Genomic DNA, 17,720 nt, shown 5'->3' with positions numbered 1-17,720 from the left:
GGGTCAGTGACCCGCGAGTAGCGCGCGCGTGTTGTCCCAGCCCTCCAGGCCGGGGTCGAGGAGGGAGACGTCGGCGGGCGTGCGCAGCCGGTGCCAGCCCGGCGCGGAGCGTACGGCGCCCTGGGTGCCGGCGGCGGCGCGCAGCCGGGCGGGGGCGTCAGGAGTGTCCAGGCCGACCCCGTCGAGCCAGGGCGGTGCCGGCAGCCGGGCCGCCAGCGCGACCAGCCCGCCGCCCGCAGCCGGGCAGACGGCGACCTGTCCGCTGCCGAGGGCGCGGAACAGTTTGCCGAGAAGCAGGGCCGGCAGGTCCGGCGCGTCGGGCGCGACGATGGCGGCCTGCTCGGCGCCGAGATCGTGCAGGGCGCGCAGCAGATCCTCGAGCCCGGCGACACGGAGAACGGGCGTGCCCGGCCAGGTCACGGCCTCCGCCGCCGGATCGGGGGCGGTCAGCGCGAGCACGGGCGTGACGAACTCCAGCCCGGCGACCACCTCGTAGGTGTCCTCCAGCAGGGCGAGCCGGTATTCGTCGGGGTCGGCGCCAGGAGGCGCCGCGGCGTCCGTACGGGCAAGGACGGCGGCGAACCTGTCTGTCACGCGCCGGAGTCTCCGTCCAGGGCCAGGTCTCCGTCGAAACCCCGTCCCGCGTCGCCGGCCTCGGCGAGCCGGTCGCGCGGCGGATCGCCGTCCATCAGGGGCAGTCCGGCCGTGGCGGCCACCCCCTCGAGGTAACCGCGCGCCCGCTCGGTCCGGGGATAGCGGTTGACCAGCTTCCAGAACGGCGGACCGTGCCCGGGGACGATCAGGTGGGCCAGCTCATGCAGCAGGACGTAGTCGACGACCCAGCCCGGCATCCCCCGTAGCTGCGCCGACAGCCGGATGGTGCCGTCCTCCGGGGTGCACGAGCCCCAGCGGCTCCGCTGGTTGGTGACCCAGCGGACGCTGGCCGGGACCGCCCGGTCGTCGAGGTAGCGCCGCGAAAGCTCACGCGCGCGATCGAAGAGCGCGTCGTCGTTCGGGTGCCTGCGCCGCTCGCGAGCGGCCAGGCGTTTGAGGACAGTGTCGATCCATTCGCGCTCTTCGGCGGCGCTCAGGCCGGCTGGCACCATCACGACGGTCTTGTCGCCGTCTCGACGTGCGGTGATGGTCCGCCGGCGCCGGGCGCTGCGACGCACCTCGATCTCGCCAGTGGGGGGCACGCTAAGCACCGTACCGAAAACTTCGTTTTCTCCACAGGGGGTGGGTCACGTTTTCGCTGGTAGAGGCGGCGTAATTTGGGGATCCCCAGGCTCATCCACAGGCTTTGCGCAGGTTTTCCACAGGCTCGGAGTGTCCTGGCCGCCAACCTCTGGAGCCGGATGCCCGGCGCCCCACGAGACCGGGCACGACGTGAGAAAGCACACACTTACCCGTTTGCGCTGGTCACCACCCCTCGCGTACGACCGGCCGAGCAGGCGGCGCGAGATGCCCCGCCCGCCGATGTGGTACACGCGCCGTGCCTCGCCGAGAATAGGGTGACGTGCGGAGCGAACCGGCATTGCACGGCCGCCTCGCGGATGCGCTGAGAGCAGGTACTCAATGAGCGATCTCCCCCGCCGCGCTGTGACGCGGACCGCCAAACTGGCGTCCCTCCCCATCGGCTTCGCCGGGCGGACCGCCCTCGGGTTCGGCAAACGGACGATCGGCCGCCCCGCCGAGCTCGTCGCCACCGAGATCCAGCAGCGCACCGCCGAGCAGCTGTTCAAGGTGCTCGGGGAGCTCAAGGGCGGCGCGATGAAGTTCGGCCAGATGCTGTCGATCTTCGAGGCCGCGCTGCCACCCGAGATCGCCAGCCCCTATCGGGCCACCCTGACCAAGCTCCAGGAGGCCGCCCCGCCGCTGCCCGCCGCGACCGTGCACCGGGTGCTGGCCGAGGGGCTGGGCCCGGACTGGCGCGACGACTTCGCCGAGTTCGACGACCGGCCGGCCGCGGCGGCCTCCATCGGCCAGGTGCACAAGGCCGTCTGGCACGACGGCCGCACCGTCGCCGTCAAGGTGCAGTACCCCGGAGCGGGCAAGGCGCTGCTCAGCGACTTCAACCAGCTGGCCCGGCTGAGCAAGCTGTTCGCCGTCCTCGCGCCGGGACTGGACATGAAGGCGATGCTGGCCGAGCTGAAACGGCGGATCTCCGAGGAGCTCGACTACACGATCGAGGCGGAGTCACAGGCGACCTTCGCGGAGGCGTACGCCGACGACCCCGACTTCCTCATCCCCGACGTCGTGGCCCAATCCGGCCACGTGCTCGTCACCGAATGGATCGATGGCACGCCGCTGTCGGCGATCATCAGCGACGGCACGCAGGAGCAGCGCGACCACGCGGGCCTGCTGTACTGCCGGTTCCTGTTCTCCGGGCCGGCGCGCTGCGGCCTGCTGCACGCCGACCCGCACCCCGGCAACTTCCGGCTGCTCGACGACGGCCGGCTCGGCGTCATCGACTTCGGCGCCGTCGACCGGCTGCCCGGCGGCTTCCACCGGCGGATCGGCGTCCTGATGCGCATCGGCACGATGGGCGACGTCGACCAGATCGTCAAGGCCCTCCGCGAGGAGGACTTCATCCGCGAGGGCGTCGAGGTCGACCCCGAGTCGCTGCACGCCTTCATCGCCCCGATCGCCGAGCCGCTGATCGAGGACACCTTCAAGTTCAGCCGGGAGTGGCTGCGCCAGGAGGCCGCCCGCGTCGCGGACCTGCGCCCGACCAACGTCGTCCGCCAGCTCAACCTGCCGCCGTCGTACGTGCTGATCCACCGCGTGGTGGCCGCCGGCACGGGAGTCCTGTGCCAGCTCGAGGCCGAGGGAAGGTTCCGCGACGAGGCGCTGACCTGGGTGCCCGGCTTCGCCGACGACGACCCCGACCTCACCGACGACGAGGGCGACGAAGAGATCGCGAGCTGAGGATTCGGCCTACCAGTAGACGGGGTCGAGACGACCCTCGATCGAGCGGATGTTGTCCCGGCTGCAGCGATCACACAGGTAGCGCGGGCCCCGCTCGGTCACCTCGGTCATCCATCCCAGTGGCGCCTCGGCGGTGGCTCCGCACGACGAACAGCTGACCATCCCCCATGCCCCCTCAATCGGCTCTCCCCCCAGGATCCCCGATCCGGGGATCGCGCGAAAGCCGAACGCGCCGTCCGAGAGCCACGCCACACTCCGCGTGACGAGACGACGACGGGCCCCCGGCCGTGATGGTGCCGGGGGCCCGTTCTTCTTCGGGAGGCGCGTCAGCCTTTTCGGAAGGCGGTCAGCGCGTGGTCAGGAGGCGCCGGAGGCGGACCGCGGTCGCCTCGTCGCGCCGGGCCCTGCGCATGGCGCGGACCTGGGCGACGTCGCGGCGCATGGCCTCACGCTCGGCGTCCCGTATTCGTTCCTGGGACAGTTCGATGCTGAGCAAGCTCATCTGCTGCTCTTTCTCCGTATCTATGCGAGGTTCCGGTCGGTGCGTCATGCCGCCACCACGGCGTCCTTACGCGGCCGACCACGCGGCCGCTTGCGGGGTACGACGACGCCCCGTACGAACAGCTCCCCACCCCAGACGCCCCAGGGCTCCCGGCGCTCCTTGGCACCGGCGAGGCAGGCGCGCCGGATCGGGCACTCGGCGCACAGCGCCTTGGCCAGCTCGACGTCCTGCGGCGACTCGGCGAAGAACAGCTCAGGCTCGGTCCGGCAGGGAAGATCAAGGTTCTCGCTGATCGCGGTGAACGCGAGTTCCAAGGTCTCCACCCCTCTCTTGATGTGGTCTCGTTGGCTCGGACGGTTCTGGCCAAACAAAAAGGCCGCGGTTCCCGGTCGGGATCCGCGGCCTGGAGGCCTGCTCGGAGCTATTGCTCCGGTGGTCTCCAGGGGTACGGACCCACTGCGGCGCGCTTACGGGCAGCGCCCTTGACCTGGGCATTCGTCTGGGTAGCCGGGAACATCCCAAGGACATGCCACGCCTGCAGATCCACGCCGCCAGGCCGCACACGTCCGGATTCGACGGACGCATAGCGGATCGACTCGAGACTCGGCAGTGACGCGGCGGCAACGGTGGAACCGCTGGGGGACACCATCACCGGACGCGCGCAGGCGGCGGCCCAGGCTTTAGAAATCAGTGTGTTCCTCACCGGACTGCCACCTCCACTCATCCGTCGGGGCTCCGCGAAGCGGAGCCGTTCAAGTGCTCGCGAGAAGCGTACGATCGCCCGCAGGATCGGGGCAACGTATTTTCTACCTGCGACTTCTTATTTTTTCTCGCGCCGTCCCGGCCGCCACTCCGCGTTGCCGGGCGGCCTCGTAGAGGAACACCGTCGCGGCGGAGGCGGCGTTGAGCGAGCTCGCCGCTCCCACGATCGGGATCCGGACGACGTCGTCGCAGGCCGCGGCCCACGCGCCGCTCATGCCGCGGGTCTCGTTGCCGATGACGAGCAGCACCGGACCGCGCAGGTCGTGATCGCCGACGTCGACGGTGCCGGTCTCGTCCGTCCCGACGACGCGCAGCCCGCTCTCCCGCGCCCACTCGATCACCGGACGGGGCGCGGGGACCCGTACGACCGGCAGGGCGAACAGCGAGCCGGTGCTGGCGCGCACGGACTTCGGATCGTACGGGTCGGCGGCGTGGCCGGTCACGATGACGCCGGCGGCGCCGAACGCGTCGGCCGAGCGGACGACGGTGCCGATGTTGCCGGGCTCGGCGGCCCGGTCGAAGACGAGGACCGGGCCCTCCGGCGTGATGCGCGCCAGGTCGTCCGGCGGCAGCGCCGCGACCGCGACGAGCTCCGCGTCCTCCTTGCCGGCCAGCTCGTCCAGCAGCTCCGGCGCCATCTCGACGCGCTCGGCGGACGTCTCGTCCAGCGTCCGCTGCGCCCACGACGACAGCCGCCGCCCCTGGGCGTGCAGCAGGGCGCGGATCGGCCATCCGTGCTCGACGGCGAGCGTGATCGGCCGGACGCCCTGCACCAGGAACTCCCCCGACCGCTGCCGCTTCGTCCGGTTGGTGAGCAGCGCCGCCCACTGCTGAAACCGCGCGTTCCGCGTCGTGATCCGCATCAGAAACCCAACCGTACGCGAACGGGCTCACGACGACTCACCAGACCGGTCAGGAATCGAGAAGCGTGAGCCACCGGGCCGTTCCTAGCCTGATCGGCATGACTTCCATCGAATCCGTCACCCTTGAGGTGGCCGACCCCACCGCCGCCGAGCGCTTCTACACCGAGGCCTTCGGGTTGGACACTCCGATACGCCTGCGGGCCTCGGAGGCGCCGACGACCGGCTTCCGCGGGTTCACGCTGTCGCTCACCGTCTCCCAGCCGGCCAACGTCAACAGCCTCATCGACGCCGCACTCGACGCCGGCGCCTCACCGGTGAAACCGGTCACGAAGTCGCTGTGGGGCTACGGCGGTGTCGTGCAGGCCCCGGACGGGACGATCTGGAAGGTCGCGACCTCCTCGAAGAAGGACACCGGCCCGGCCACCAAGCAGATCGACGAGATCGTGCTCCTGCTGGGAGCCGCCGACGTGGCCGCGAGCAAGCGGTTCTACCTCGACCACGGCCTCACCGTGGCCAAGAGCTTCGGCCGCAAATACGTCGAGTTCGCCACCGAGTCGAGCCCCGTCAAGCTGGCGCTCTACGGACACCGAGCCCTCGCCAAGGACGCCGGCGTCTCCCCCGACGGCACCGGATCGCACCGGCTCTCGATCGGCGGCACCGCCGGGCCGTTCACCGACCCGGACGGGTTCGCCTGGGAGGCGGCATCGCGCTGAGCCGGGACAAGGCCCCCTCTTAAGATTCCGGACATCAAGATCATCAAGGGAGAAATCACCATGAGCAGCACCGATAGCCGGTGACGCGTTGGGCCTGCGGCTTCGGCACGCGCCCGGCGGGACCGCGACTGGAGAACAAGGGGGATGTGGAGGCGCCGGCACGCGGCGTGAACATGTCGGCCGGGCACGGCGCGTTCCACGTTGTGATCCGCATCAGCAGGGATCCGTACGCCAACGGCCCGCAGCCCCCGCGCGTTGGTCCTCAGGTCCCAGACCGGACCGTTGAGGATAGGCCGTACGCCTCATTGACACGACGACCCATCCGGCAACCTCGGGGTTTAATGCTGGTTTTGTCCGCTCATGACTATCTCATTACCTGGCTCGTCGGTGGATCCCGAGAAAAGGTTCCCCTAAACCGTAAGGACGGGCTCGCACCAGGCCCGCTACCCGGCCTCACGCATTGGTCCTCGGGTCCCAGGTCGGGCGGCTGTGATTAAGCCGCAGGCCTCATTGACGTGATCGGCTTTTCAACCGAGTCTTGGCCCGTCGCGAATTCATGCGATCACGACCACGTCATTCCAAGCGGCGCGTTCAGCGCCAAGAGAGGGTTTCCCGATGACGAGGACTACGACGGCGGCCGCGATCGCGGCCGCTTCCATCGCCGCCATAGTGATTCCGGCAGGTGCCGCGAGCGCGTCGCCTGCCGCCTCTCTCCAGGCCACGGCGAGCGGCGCTCCCGTCTACGCGACGATCGCACTGCGGCTCAAACCGAAATCGTACGCGCCGACTCCCCGCACCTTCCGCGTGCATAACGATGGTGAGGATCACGGCCGCAAGGGCCACATCTCCCTGCAGAGTCGCACCGGTCCCCACGTGAAACTGCGCATCATCAGCTGCGACAAAAAACACGTACTGAGCGACTGGCTGTTGCCGCCGCGGTCGACGCACACCTACACGGGCGTCAAGCGCAATGGGAAGGTCGCGACGTACGCCGTCAACACGTGTTTCCGCATCCAGGCGTGGACGGGCAACGGCGTAATCCGCGGCGAAGTGTATTCCTGATCCTTCGCGGGTCCGTCTTCGCGTTCAGGAATCGGTGACGCGGACGAGGCCCTCCTGGACGACGGAGACGACGAGTTCGCCCTCCTGGGTGAAGACCTGGCCGCGGGCCAGGCCGCGGGCGCCGGAGGCGTTCGGGGTGTCCTGGGCGTACAGCAGCCACCGGTCGGCGCGGAACGGCCGGTGGAACCACATCGCGTGGTCCAGGCTCGCGCCCATCGTCCTGCGGTCGCCCCAGGCCAGGCCGTGGTTGAGCAGGACGGTGTCCAGCAGCGTCATGTCCGAGGCGTACGTCATCAGGCAGACGTGCAGCAGCGGGTCGTCGGGCAGCTCTCCGGCCACGCGCAGCCAGACCAGCGACTCGGGGCCGATCAGTTCCGGGTCGCGGGCGGCCTCCCACGTCAGCGGCGTCACGTGCCGCAGGTCGATAGGCCGCTTCCGCATGAACTCGTTGTCGAGCTTGCCGAACAGCCGCTCCATCCGCTCCTGGAACGTCGGCAGCGACTCCGGCTCGGGCACCTCCGGCATCGGCGCCTGGTGCGACGGGCCGTCCTCGACGATCTGGAACGACGCCGACAGGGTGAAGATGGTCTTGCCGTGCTGGACCGCGGTGACGCGCCGGGTGGTGAACGACCGGCCGTCACGGACCCGCTCGACGCTGTAGACGATCGGCACGCTCGGGTCGCCGGGGCGGATGAAGTAGGCGTGCAGCGAGTGCACGTGACGGTCGTCGGGGACGGTGCGGCCGGCGGCGACCAGCGCCTGGCCGGCGACCTGCCCGCCGAACACCCGCTGCTGGCGCTCCTCCGGGCTGCGCCCGCGGAAGATGTTGACCTCGATCTGCTCGAGGTCGAGCAGATCGAGCAGCTCCTTCAGCGCGGCGTTCATCGCTTCCCTACTCCTCAGGCTTCCGGCGTCTCGCCCCGGCACAGGGCGAGCACGGCCGAACCGTACCGGTCCAGCTTGACGGCCCCCACTCCGGGGATGGCGGCCAGCTCCGACTCGGTGGCGGGAGCGCGCTCGGCGATGGCCTGCAGGGTGGCGTCGGTGAAGACGACGTAGGCGGGGACCTTCTGCTCCTTGGACGCCGTCAGGCGCCACTCCTTCATGCGGGTGAGGAGATCCTCGTCGTAGTCGGCCGGGCAGGTCTCGCAGCGGCCCAGCTTGCGCTCGATCGCGGCGGTGAGCGGGCGCGCGCAGACCCGGCACGGCTGCGGCCCCGTGGCCGGGGCCCGGCGCTTCGACCGGTCGACGCGGGGCGGACCGGCGCTCTGCGGGGCGAGGCCGTCGAGGAAGCGGGACCGGCGGCGTCCCTTGCGGCCGCCCGGCGACCGGGCCAGCGCCCAGGACAGGGCGAGGTGCTCGCGCGCCCGCGTCACGCCGACGTACAGCAGCCGCCGCTCCTCCTCGATCTGCTCCGGGCTCTTCTCCGCGTAGATGATCGGCAGCGTGCCCTCGACCAGGCCGGCGAGGAACACCGCGTCCCACTCCAGGCCCTTCGCGGTGTGCAGCGTGGCCAGCGTCACGCCCTCCAGGGCCGGGGCGTGCTGGGCGTTCGCGCGCTCCTCCAGCTCGGCGACGAACTCCGGCAGGCCCGCGCCCGGCCGGTCGGCGGCGACGTCCTCGGCGAGCTGCGCCAGCGCGGCGAGGGACTCCCAGCGCTCCCGTGCCGCGCCGCGTCCCTCTGGCGGCCGGTCGGTGAGCCCGGCGGAGGCCAGCACGTCGCGCACGGCGCGGACGAGCGGCTCGCCGTCGTTCACGGACCGGGCGGCGCCGCGCAGGAGCACCACCGCCTGGCGGACCTCGGGCCGCTCGAAGAACCGCTCCGCGCCCTTGAGGACGTACGGCACGCCGGCGTCGGCGAACGCCTGCTCGTACGGCTCGGACTGGGCGTTGATGCGGAACAGCACCGCGATCTCGCGGGCGGGCACGCCCTCCTCGATGAGCGCCCGCGCCCGCTTGGCGACGGCCTCGGCCTCGGCGACCTCGTCGTCGTACTCGTGGAAGGTCGGCTCCGGGCCGTCCGGCCGCTGCGCGACCAGCTCCAGGCGGTGCTTGCGCGCCTCTCCCCGCGCCTGCGCCAGCACGCCGTTGGCGAGGTGCACCACCTGCGGCGTCGACCGGTAGTCGCGGACCAGCTTGACGACCTTCGCCTCGGGGTGCTCGACGGTGAACCGCAGCAGGTACGCGGGACTGGCGCCGGTGAAGGAGTAGATCGTCTGGTTCGGGTCGCCGACGACGCAGATCTCCTCGCGCTCGCCCAGCCAGACGTCCAGCAGGAGCTTCTGCAGCGGGTTGACGTCCTGGAACTCGTCGACGACGAAGTAGCGGTACTGGTCGCGCACCTGGTTCGCGACCTCCTGATGCTCGGTGAGCATCGCGGCGGTCAGCTCCAGCATGCCCTCGAAGTCGAGCAGGTTGCGCTCGCGGCGGAGCCCCTCGTACGCCTCGTAGAGCCGGGCGAAGTCCGGCGCCTCGGTGGGCGGGGTGCGCCCGGCCTTGGCCGCCGAGGCCGGATAGTCCTCCGGCCGGGTCTGGGTGACCTTCGACCACTCGATCTCGGCCGCGGCGTCGCGCAGCTCCGTACGGCCGAGGGACAGGCGGCAGGCCCGCGCCGCCTCCGCGACCAGGCCGAGCTTCGACTCGATGAGCGTGGGCGGCTCTCCGCCGATCACCTTCGGCCAGAAGTAGGAGAGCTGTTTGAGCGCCGCCGAGTGGAACGTACGGGCCTGCACGCCCGGCGCGCCGAGCTGCCGCAGCCGCCCGCGCAGCTCGCCGGCGGCGCGGGTGGTGAAGGTCACGGCCAGCACCCGCTGCGGGGCGATGACGCCGGTCAGCACCGCGTACGCGATCCGGTGGGTGATCGCGCGGGTCTTGCCGGTGCCCGCGCCGGCCAGCACGCACACCGGCCCCCGGGTCGCCTCGGCGACCGCGCGCTGATCCGGGTCGAGCCCGGCGAGGATCTGCTCGGCCTCCATCGCCCCTCCTTTAACTCCTTTCCATCCTCCCAGGCTCGACGCCCGGCCGTGGCCGACCCGGCGCCCCGGGAATGCGGTTCGGGGGCCGGGCGTTGGCAATGCTGATCGCCGTCGACCCAGGACAAGGAGAGCCATGACCGCGCCCGCGACGGGTGAGCTGACGATGTACACCACCACCTGGTGCGCCTTCTGCCGTCGGCTCAAGGCTCAGCTGGCCCGCGAGGGCATCCACATGGTCGAGGTCGACATCGAGCGCGACCCGGCGGCCGCCGAGTACGTCATGAAGGTCAACGGCGGAAATCAGACGGTTCCGACCGTGGTCTTCCCCGACGGCACCGCGGCGACCAACCCGTCGGCCAAGGAGGTCAAGAAGCGCCTCGCCGCCATCGCCGCGCTCTGAGCCGCTCAGAGGCGCAGCAGCCGGGCGAGGTTTCCGCCGAGGACCAGGTCCCGTACCTGTCCGGGCGTGGTGACGCGCTCCACTGTGGCGCGGGCGAGCACCGGGTCGCCGTACGGCGCGTCCGAGCCGAAGAGCGTGCGCTCCGGAAGCTCCTGGACGGCCAGTCGTACGGCGAAGACGATGGGCGCGGTGGACAGCTCGAGGTACATGTTCGGCGTCTCCCGTACGAGTTCGATCGCCGTCATCCAGTTGAGCCCGCCGAGCTGGCTCACGATCAACGGCACCGAGGGATGGCGCGCCGCCAGCGCGGCGAGGGTGCGCAGGTCCTCGGCCGTCGTCGGGGCGAAACCGTGCACGACGACGGGCAGGTCGCCGTGGTCGTGCGCCGCGGCGAGCACCGGCTCCACCCGGGCGGCCTCGCCGGGAGGCGGGGTGAGCTCCCCGACACCGCGCAGACCGCGCCCCGCGACCTCCCGCTCGACGAACGCGCCGATCTCGTCCTCGGGAAGGTTCAGCGGTACGGAGCCGAAACCGATGAACCGGTCCGGATGGGCGGCCAGCGCGTCGTCCAGCTCCCGCCACGCCGCGGCGTAACCGTCGCCGCCCGTGCCGCGTCCGTCCAGGGCCCGCTCGAGCACGCTCATCTCCCGGCGGAGCGAGTCCAGGTCGGTGGCCCGCTCAGGGTGCGGCCGGGTGGGGAAGAGCACCGTACGGTCCACTCCCGCGTCATCCAGCAGGCGAACGTGCGCTTCCACCGGGTCGTGCACGTGGCTGTGGGCGTCGATGATCAATTTCGGCCTCCTCGCGACGCCGGCCGCCGGAATGCGGCCGGCGCGCCCACTGTTGCCCCCTGACACAGTTGGAAGGTCAAACCGGAGGTGCACGTGCTCATCGGCGAGCTGGCCGACCGGACCGGCACCAGCGAGCGCCTGCTGCGCTACTACGAGAAGGCCGGGCTGCTCCGCCCCGGGCGAGAGCCGAACGGCTACCGGACCTACGACGAGACGGCCGAGGAGACGGTCCTGCGGATCCGGGCGTTGCTCGCGGCGGGGCTGCCGACCCGTGTGATCCGCCAGGTCCTGCCGTGCACGACCGCCGACGCCTCCGTGACCCCGTGCCCAGGTGTTCTGGACGCGCTGCGGCGGCGCCTGCGAGACCTCGACCAGAGGGCGGCCGAGATCGCCGACGCGCGGCGACTGCTCCAGCGGACCATCGCCTCCACCGAATCCTCCCTGCACGCCGCCGCCGAGGCCGGGACGGCCGAGCCCGCCTCTCCAGGCACGGACACCGGACGAATCGCTCGGTAAAGGCCGCACTCCAGCGGGTTTATGACTCCTTCGTCCCGTTTCGCGGAGCCTTCGGTGTGGGCCGTCCGCGCGGCCTCAGCGGTCCGGCCCGTAACGCATGGTGCTGGCGGTCAAGGTCCGGGCCCGTACGACGTGGCCGTCGCGGATCTCGATCTCCAACTCCGCCCCTGGGCCGAGCGGGAGACGGATCAGTGTCGCATCCCCGTCCAGGCGCCCGCTCTGGCGCTCCCACTCCAGTCGTACGACGACGTCGGCGGCGAACGCGGCGTCCGAGATCTCATCCCGACGGCAGGCGAGATGCTCGGCGAAGACACCGTTCGTCGACCGTTCCGGGGCGGGCCGTCCGGCGTCCCGGTCGTCCTCACCGAGCATCCCGTCCGCTCCCGCGGGGACGCGGCACGCGCCGGCGCCGGTCGTCAGGGGGCGGCCCCAGGGAGCATCCACTCCCTCGATCCCGGCCAGGTAACACCTCGGCAGCCAACGCGGCGAGGCGAGGACCGCGAGCGCCGCCCGTGCGTCGGACGGACAGCGGACCACGGCCTCCGCCGGGCCGGCCGCACCGTCGCCGGCCGTCGAGCCGGCCGTTCGTTCCTCGCTCACCGCACCGACCACACCTGTGCCGCTCACCGCACCGACCGCGCCGGTCCCCTTCGCCACATCGATCGCGCCGGTCCCGCTCGCCGCACCGATCGCGCCGGTCCCGCTCGCCGCACCGACCGCGCCGGTCCTGCTCGCCGGGCCGGATGTGCCTTCGCCGGTCGCCGCGGTGAGGGCGGCCTCGGGATCCCGCTCCGCCGCCCGGACCGGGTCGACGCGCAGCACGATCCCCTGCCGGTGATCCTCGGTCGGCAGGGAGAGACGGCCGGACGGCCGACCGGGGTCGATCGGGGTCACCGGCTCGCGAGTCCGGCCACGGACGGCGGCGACCAGGGCCGTCAGGCCGTCGCAGGCCCTGGTCGTCCCCGTCGGACCGGCGACGAGCCATCCACCCGGTGTCACCGACACGCGTGTGCCGGGGCGGGGCACGGTCCGGGTGACCGCCGCCGCCACCGCACGCCGCGCCGCCGGATCGCTGATCCAGGGGCGGGCCCAGTCGCCGGTCCCCTGCTCTCCACATGCGCCGCACATCCGCCGTCTCCGTCCGGTCAGGGCATCACGTCGCCGGAGTTCGGGCCGAGGGTCTGCCCGACGTAGAGGTTGCCGCCGGGGTCGCTCGCCAGGAGCACCGCGGTGGGCGCGATCTCCTCCGGCCGGCCGAACCGGCCCAGCGGCAGTTCGGCGCGCTTGGCGGCCTTCCACTCCTCGGTGATGCCGGCGACCATCGGCGTCTCGATCGGACCCGGCGCGATCGCGTTCACGAGGACGCCGTGCTCGGCGACCTCCAGGGCCAGCGACTTGGTGAATCCGATGACCCCGGCCTTGGCGGCCGCGTAGTGGGCGAGCGAGCGGCCGCCCTTGATGCCGAGCTGCGAGGCGATGTTGATCACGCGGCCCCAGCCGCGCTCGACCATGTGCGGGACCGCGTACCGGCAGCAGTGAAACACGCCGGTCAGGTCGACGGCGATCGTCTCCGCCCAGGTCGCCGGGTCCATGGCGGTCGCGGGGGCCTCGGTGAGGATGCCGGCGGAGTTCACCAGGACGTCGATGCGACCGTGTGCGCGCACGGTCGCGATGATCGCCGCTTCGACCGAGGCGGCGTCGGTGACGTCGATCGCGCGGTGACCGGCCGCCCCGATGTCGGCGGCGGCCTCGGCGGTGGCGCCGGCGTCCCGGTCGGCGACGATGACCTGGGCTCCTTCGCGGGCGTACGCCTCGGCGATGGCCCGGCCGATGCCGCCCGCCCCGCCGGTGACGAGAGCGATCCGTTCGTCGAGCGCGCGCATGGCGTCTCCTTCCATGAGGTCAGGCGGGCATCCGTACGGTGAGCCCGCCGTCGACGACGAGGCTCTGGCCGGTGACGTACGCCGCGTCGGGCGAGGTGAGGAAGGCGATCGCGGACGCGACCTCCTCGGGGTGGCCGGCCCGGCCCCAGGGGATGTCCGCCCCGGCCTTGGCGAGGCCGTCGGGGCCGAGCGAGTTGACGGGATCGGACGACTGCGGGGTGACGATGAGGCCGGGGATGACCGTGTTGACGCGGATCCGGCGAGGTGCCAGCTCGACCGCCAGGCTGCGGCACAGCCCGAGCAGCCCGGCCTTGGCCGCGGCGTAGTGAGCGTGCTCGCCCCAGCCGTACACGCCGCCGGCGATCGAGGAGACGGCGACCATGGCGCCGCCGCCGGCCATCCGGCGGGCGGCCGAGCGCAGTGTGCGCAGCACTCCGGTCAGGTCGACCTGGAGCATGTCGTCCCAGGCCTCGTCGGTCAGTTCGTCGAGCGCGGCCCGGCGCAGGACGCCAGCGTTGGCCACCGCGATGTCGAGCCGACCGAACTCCGACACGGCCCGCTGCGCGAACGCCTCGACCTGGCCGGCGTCCCGGACGTCGACCTCGTGCACGACGCATGTTCCCCCGGCCGCGCGGACCTGGCGCGCGGTCTCCTCCGGGTCGTGCGGGTCGCCGGGGAAGGTTCCGATCACGGTCCGTACCGAACGGCGCGCGTACTCGACCGCGAGGGCACGGCCGATGCCGCTCGCGGCACCGGTGATGACGGCCACCCGGCCCTCTGCCGGCTGGTGGGCTTCCACGTTCTCCTCCTTGGGGATCGGGTTCCCGGGGGCGGCGGACCGCCCCCGGGACGGCGGACGCTCAGCCCTTGACGGTGTCGACCTTGCGGGCGGCGAACATCACGAAGCCGGACAGGAGCGTGCCGATCGCGCCGACGATGAGGGCGGCCTGCCCCCAGTGCGCGCCCGAGGCGAGCATCGCGGTGCAGATGGCCCCGGCGGCGATGGCGCCGGGCTGGCTGAACGCGTTGATGAAGGACGTGCCCGTGGCCCGGCAGCGGGTGTCGAAGCACTCGCCCATGTAGAACAACATCGCCGAGTACGGCCCGATGAGGAAGAACATCCCCATCGAGTACAGGGCGACGACCGCCACGGTGCCGTGGGCGACGGTGAGCATGAGCGCGAACAGGACGCCGGACAGCATCCATCCGAAGGCGATCACGTTGCGGCGGCCGAGGCGGTCACCGGCCCAGCCGTGGAACACGTACCCGAGGTAGCCGACGGCGTTGATGACGATGAACAGCAGGAGCGAGTTGGCGAAGCCGACGTCCTTGCCCTTGGTGAGCACGGTCGTGCCCAGCACGCTGAAGATCTGGATGCCGAACCAGTTCACGAACCAGGCGAGGCTCAGCACGATCGTGTTGCGGCGGGCGGTGCCGCGGAAGATGTCCAGCAGCGGGGCCGAGGCCTCTTCGGTCACGCCGTAGTCGGCCGCGAGCCGCCGTGCCTCCTCCGTCCTGCTCTCCTTGCGGAGGGCGCGCAGGCGCTGCTCCAGTTCGAACTGCGGGCTCTCCCGAAGGGTCCGCCGGCTCAGCGCGATGATGATCGCCGGGAAGGTGGCCAGCAGGAAGCAGCCGCGCCATCCGACGAGGGGCAGGAGCAGAGCGACGAAGGCCGCGGCCAGCAGCGTGCCGATCGGCCAGCCGCCCTGGACGAGGCTGTAGACGAGGCCGCGCCGCTTCTTGATCGCCTCGTCCTCGGTGACGGCGTAGATCTCGTTGAGGTAGGTGCTGTTGACCGCCTGCTCGGACAGGCCGATGCCGCCGAGAGAGCGGACGCCGACCAGGTACGCGGCGTTGACCGTCCCGGCCGTGACGGCGGAGGCGACCGCCGTGCCCGAGACGGTGAGGATCATGCCCTTGCGGCGGCCGAGCCGGTCGACGAGCGGGCCGACACCGAGGACCACGATGGCCGTACCGGCGGAGATGAAGGTGGAGATGAGTGAGGCCCGCTGCTCGCTCCAGCCGAACCGGGAGGAGATCTCGGGCAGGAGCGTGCCGAACAGGATGTAGTCGTACACGGCGAAGACCCATGCGAAGAACGCGATGATCGTCGCTTTGCGGGTGGCGCGTACGCCGACGCGTGGCAGCTGCCGGGTGGGAGGCGCGGCACCGTCTCCGGTGGCGTGCGATGAGACTGCGGTCATGGCGATCCCTTGGTGGTGCGAGGGGCTGGGAAGAGTCGCCGCCTGCCGGATGCGCCGCGCCCGGCCGGGCCGCCGGGCGCGGGCCGGGCTCAGGGACGGGGGTTGCGGGTCTTGAAGTCTTGGGCGATCTCGTCGAAGGTCGCCCAGCGCACGCCGTCGTGGCCGTTGATGTACTCGATGAGCCGCTCGAGCATGAGCAGCGTCTGCGGACGGCCGGAGACGTCGGGGTGGATGGTCATGGTGAAGGCCGCGTAGTCCATCTCGCGGTACACCCAGTCGAACTGGTCGCGCCAGGACGACTCGAGGTCGCGCGGGCTGACGAAGCCGTGGCTGTTGGCGCTGGCCTTGATGAACATCATGGGCGGCAGGTCGTCGAGGTACCAGTTGGCGGGGATCTCGACGAGGTCGGTCTCCTGGCCGCGCACGAGCGGTTTCATCCACTCCTGCGCCGGACGGGCGTAGTCGATCTTCGTCCAGCTGTCTCCCACGCGGACGCGGTACGGCGTGAAGTCGTTGTGCATGAGCGAGTGGTCGTAGGCGATCCCGCGCTCGAGGAGCAGTTCGTTGGTGACGCGGGAGAACTCCCACCACGGCGCGACGTATCCGGTGGGGCGCCGCCCGGCGACCCGCTCGATCAGCTCGATACTGCGGTCGAGGACGGCGCTCTCCTGCTCGCGGGTCATCGCGATCGGGTTCTCATGCGAGTAGCCGTGCGCCCCGACCTCGTGGCCGCCGTCGACCACCATGCGGGTCTGGTCCGGGAACGTCTCGACGGAGTGGCCCGGGATGAACCAGGTGGTGCGCAGGTCGTACCGCTCGAAGAGCCGGAGCAGCCGCGGCACGCCGACCTCTCCGGCGAACAGGCCGCGAGAGATGTCGCACGGCGAATCCTCACCGCCGTACGAGCCGAGCCAGCCCGCGACCGCGTCGACATCGACACCGAACGCGACGAATATCTCTTTGGACATGGTGCAGGCGTCCTTTCCGTGAATGTGGGTGCGGGTCATTTCGCGTGGATCCGGAACTCCTCACGTACGCGCGCCGGGTCGCGGTGGCAGCCGAGCAGCGCGGTGAGCAGGATCCGGGCCTGGGACGGGCGGAGCGTTCCGGTGGGTACGGCGCCGGCGTCGACCAGGTCGGCGCCTCCGCCGTTGCCGTACCGGGCCGCGACCGGACCGGCGTGGACTCGGGTGGACAGGGCGACGACGACGCCTGCGGCGGTGAGGCGGGCGACCTCCGAGCAGATCAGTGGGTTGGCGTTGCCGGCGCCGGTCGCCTCGAGCACGACGCCGCGCGCGCCGGCCTCGACGACCGCGCGCAGAGCGGACGTGTCCGATCCGGGGTAGAGGGCGACGATGTCGGTCCGCGCCTCCTCCAGGTGGAGCGAGCCGAGATCCAGGGGCTTGTTCCGGACCGGTGCCGCGGTGATCGCGACGCCTTCTTCGGAGACGCGGCCGAGCGCACCGCCGTCGGGCGCGGAGAACGCGGCCGGCGCGAGGGTGTGCGTCTTCCGCGTGCCCCGTGCGGGGTGGACGCGGCCGTCGAAGACGATCAGAACGCCGAGGTCGCGGGCCGCAGCGGTCCCCGCCACGCGGATCGCGTCCGCGAGGTTCCGGGGACCATCGGCGTCGGGGGCGTCGGCCGGCCGCTGCGCCCCGGTGAACACCACGGGCCGTGGGTCGGAGTGGAAGAGGTCGAGGAGGTAGGCGGTCTCCTCCAGGCTGTCGGTCCCGTGCGTGACGACGACGCCGCACACGTCCTCGTCGGCGAGGGCGTCGCGGGCGGCCTGCGCGACCGCGCGCATGTCTCCCGGGGTCAGCAGGTAGCTGCCCAGGGTGAACACGTCGCGGGCCTCCAGCGGCAGGCCGAGGTCGGCGGGCAGCCGCTGGAGCAGTGCGGCCGCCTGGTCGCGGGCGACTCCGGTCCCGCGAGCGTCACGGCGCGTGGCGATGGTGCCGCCCGTGGACAGGACGACGATCCGGCGCATCCATGACCTCCTCTACGGCTTCCGAGCATGTCAGCCGGAAGCCCCTCAGCTGGGATGACGCGAACACAAACGTTTGCGCCAATCGTTTGGGGTAGCTTTGTCCACAAGCGCGGAACCTGTCAAGGAACCGCTGT

19 protein-coding genes are annotated in these 17,720 nt (G+C 71.5%); 5 read left to right on the top strand and 14 right to left on the bottom strand.

Annotated elements, in window-relative coordinates; translation table 11 throughout:
• Nucleotides 1-3: 3 nt before the first annotated feature.
• Nucleotides 4-594, bottom strand: a complete 591-nt coding sequence (locus ACQP2O_RS09265) for a DUF2064 domain-containing protein (protein ID WP_433181787.1) — start codon at nt 592-594, stop codon at nt 4-6.
• Nucleotides 591-1,142 (bottom strand): M48 metallopeptidase family protein, encoded by a 552-nt coding sequence (locus ACQP2O_RS09260; RefSeq protein WP_433190972.1) that lies wholly within the window; start codon nt 1,140-1,142, stop codon nt 591-593. The genes ACQP2O_RS09265 and ACQP2O_RS09260 overlap by 4 nt, the downstream gene beginning before the upstream one ends.
• A gap of 433 nt (nt 1,143-1,575) precedes the next feature.
• On the opposite strand from ACQP2O_RS09260, the gene ACQP2O_RS09255 reads away from it, so the two are divergent.
• Nucleotides 1,576-2,928, top strand: coding sequence for an ABC1 kinase family protein (locus tag ACQP2O_RS09255; RefSeq protein ID WP_433181785.1), 1,353 nt, complete (start codon nt 1,576-1,578; stop codon nt 2,926-2,928).
• A 346-nt stretch (nt 2,929-3,274) separates the two neighbouring features.
• Here the strand turns inward: ACQP2O_RS09255 and ACQP2O_RS09250 are convergent, their stop codons facing one another.
• The 3 genes from ACQP2O_RS09250 to ACQP2O_RS09240 form a co-directional block, all read right to left on the bottom strand.
• Complete coding sequence (locus ACQP2O_RS09250) at nt 3,275-3,430, bottom strand: hypothetical protein (RefSeq protein WP_433181784.1); 156 nt, start codon at nt 3,428-3,430, stop codon at nt 3,275-3,277.
• A gap of 44 nt (nt 3,431-3,474) precedes the next feature.
• The gene (locus tag ACQP2O_RS09245; protein ID WP_289851122.1) at nt 3,475-3,744 is read right to left on the bottom strand and encodes a WhiB family transcriptional regulator; all 270 of its coding nucleotides are present in this window, start codon (nt 3,742-3,744) and stop codon (nt 3,475-3,477) included.
• 492 nt (nt 3,745-4,236) lie between these two features.
• Nucleotides 4,237-5,055, bottom strand: a complete 819-nt coding sequence (locus tag ACQP2O_RS09240; protein WP_433181782.1) for a TrmH family RNA methyltransferase — start codon at nt 5,053-5,055, stop codon at nt 4,237-4,239.
• A 98-nt stretch (nt 5,056-5,153) separates the two neighbouring features.
• On the opposite strand from ACQP2O_RS09240, the gene ACQP2O_RS09235 reads away from it, so the two are divergent.
• Together ACQP2O_RS09235 and ACQP2O_RS09230 are read left to right on the top strand one after the other, a co-directional pair.
• Nucleotides 5,154-5,768, top strand: coding sequence for a glyoxalase (locus tag ACQP2O_RS09235; protein ID WP_433181780.1), 615 nt, complete (start codon nt 5,154-5,156; stop codon nt 5,766-5,768).
• Between the two features lie 615 nt (nt 5,769-6,383).
• Entirely contained in the window at nt 6,384-6,830 is a 447-nt protein-coding gene (locus ACQP2O_RS09230) for a hypothetical protein (RefSeq protein ID WP_433181778.1), read from the top strand.
• A gap of 24 nt (nt 6,831-6,854) precedes the next feature.
• Here the strand turns inward: ACQP2O_RS09230 and tesB are convergent, their stop codons facing one another.
• A complete protein-coding gene (gene tesB, locus ACQP2O_RS09225) occupies nt 6,855-7,715 on the bottom strand; it encodes an acyl-CoA thioesterase II (RefSeq protein ID WP_433181776.1) in 861 nt (286 codons plus the stop codon).
• Between the two features lie 14 nt (nt 7,716-7,729).
• Nucleotides 7,730-9,805 carry an ATP-dependent DNA helicase UvrD2 gene (locus ACQP2O_RS09220; RefSeq protein ID WP_433181774.1) on the bottom strand — a complete coding sequence of 692 codons (2,076 nt, stop codon included), beginning with the start codon at nt 9,803-9,805 and terminating at the stop codon, nt 7,730-7,732.
• Nucleotides 9,806-9,938: 133 nt separating this feature from the next.
• Here ACQP2O_RS09220 and ACQP2O_RS09215 point away from each other — a divergent pair, with 133 nt between their 5' ends.
• A complete protein-coding gene (locus tag ACQP2O_RS09215) occupies nt 9,939-10,205 on the top strand; it encodes a mycoredoxin (protein WP_433181772.1) in 267 nt (88 codons plus the stop codon).
• A gap of 5 nt (nt 10,206-10,210) precedes the next feature.
• On the opposite strand, the gene ACQP2O_RS09210 is transcribed toward ACQP2O_RS09215, so the two are convergent.
• Nucleotides 10,211-10,996: an amidohydrolase family protein gene (locus ACQP2O_RS09210; RefSeq protein WP_433181770.1), complete on the bottom strand. Its 786-nt coding sequence runs from the start codon at nt 10,994-10,996 to the stop codon at nt 10,211-10,213.
• Between the two features lie 87 nt (nt 10,997-11,083).
• On the opposite strand from ACQP2O_RS09210, the gene ACQP2O_RS09205 reads away from it, so the two are divergent.
• Complete coding sequence (locus ACQP2O_RS09205; RefSeq protein ID WP_433181768.1) at nt 11,084-11,512, top strand: MerR family transcriptional regulator; 429 nt, start codon at nt 11,084-11,086, stop codon at nt 11,510-11,512.
• Between the two features lie 75 nt (nt 11,513-11,587).
• On the opposite strand, the gene ACQP2O_RS09200 is transcribed toward ACQP2O_RS09205, so the two are convergent.
• The 6 genes from ACQP2O_RS09200 to ACQP2O_RS09175 all read right to left on the bottom strand — a co-directional run bounded on the left by ACQP2O_RS09200 (nt 11,588) and on the right by ACQP2O_RS09175 (nt 17,586).
• Complete coding sequence (locus ACQP2O_RS09200; protein ID WP_433181766.1) at nt 11,588-12,640, bottom strand: hypothetical protein; 1,053 nt, start codon at nt 12,638-12,640, stop codon at nt 11,588-11,590.
• A gap of 17 nt (nt 12,641-12,657) precedes the next feature.
• On the bottom strand, nt 12,658-13,395 hold the full coding sequence (locus tag ACQP2O_RS09195) for an SDR family NAD(P)-dependent oxidoreductase (RefSeq protein WP_433181764.1): 738 nt from the start codon (nt 13,393-13,395) through the stop codon (nt 12,658-12,660).
• A gap of 19 nt (nt 13,396-13,414) precedes the next feature.
• Nucleotides 13,415-14,194, bottom strand: a complete 780-nt coding sequence (locus ACQP2O_RS09190; protein WP_433181762.1) for an SDR family NAD(P)-dependent oxidoreductase — start codon at nt 14,192-14,194, stop codon at nt 13,415-13,417.
• A gap of 61 nt (nt 14,195-14,255) precedes the next feature.
• Entirely contained in the window at nt 14,256-15,599 is a 1,344-nt protein-coding gene (locus ACQP2O_RS09185) for an MFS transporter (RefSeq protein ID WP_433181760.1), read from the bottom strand.
• 89 nt (nt 15,600-15,688) lie between these two features.
• Complete coding sequence (locus ACQP2O_RS09180; RefSeq protein WP_433181758.1) at nt 15,689-16,567, bottom strand: polysaccharide deacetylase family protein; 879 nt, start codon at nt 16,565-16,567, stop codon at nt 15,689-15,691.
• Nucleotides 16,568-16,602: 35 nt separating this feature from the next.
• Nucleotides 16,603-17,586 (bottom strand): asparaginase, encoded by a 984-nt coding sequence (locus ACQP2O_RS09175; protein WP_433181757.1) that lies wholly within the window; start codon nt 17,584-17,586, stop codon nt 16,603-16,605.
• Nucleotides 17,587-17,720: the final 134 nt, after the last annotated feature.

The organism is Actinoallomurus sp. CA-150999, assembly GCF_050942425.1.
Taxonomy (GTDB): Bacteria; Actinomycetota; Actinomycetes; order Streptosporangiales; family Streptosporangiaceae; genus Actinoallomurus.
The sequence above is the reverse complement of the archived record's forward strand: the minus strand, read 5'-3'. Positions and strand labels throughout refer to the sequence as shown.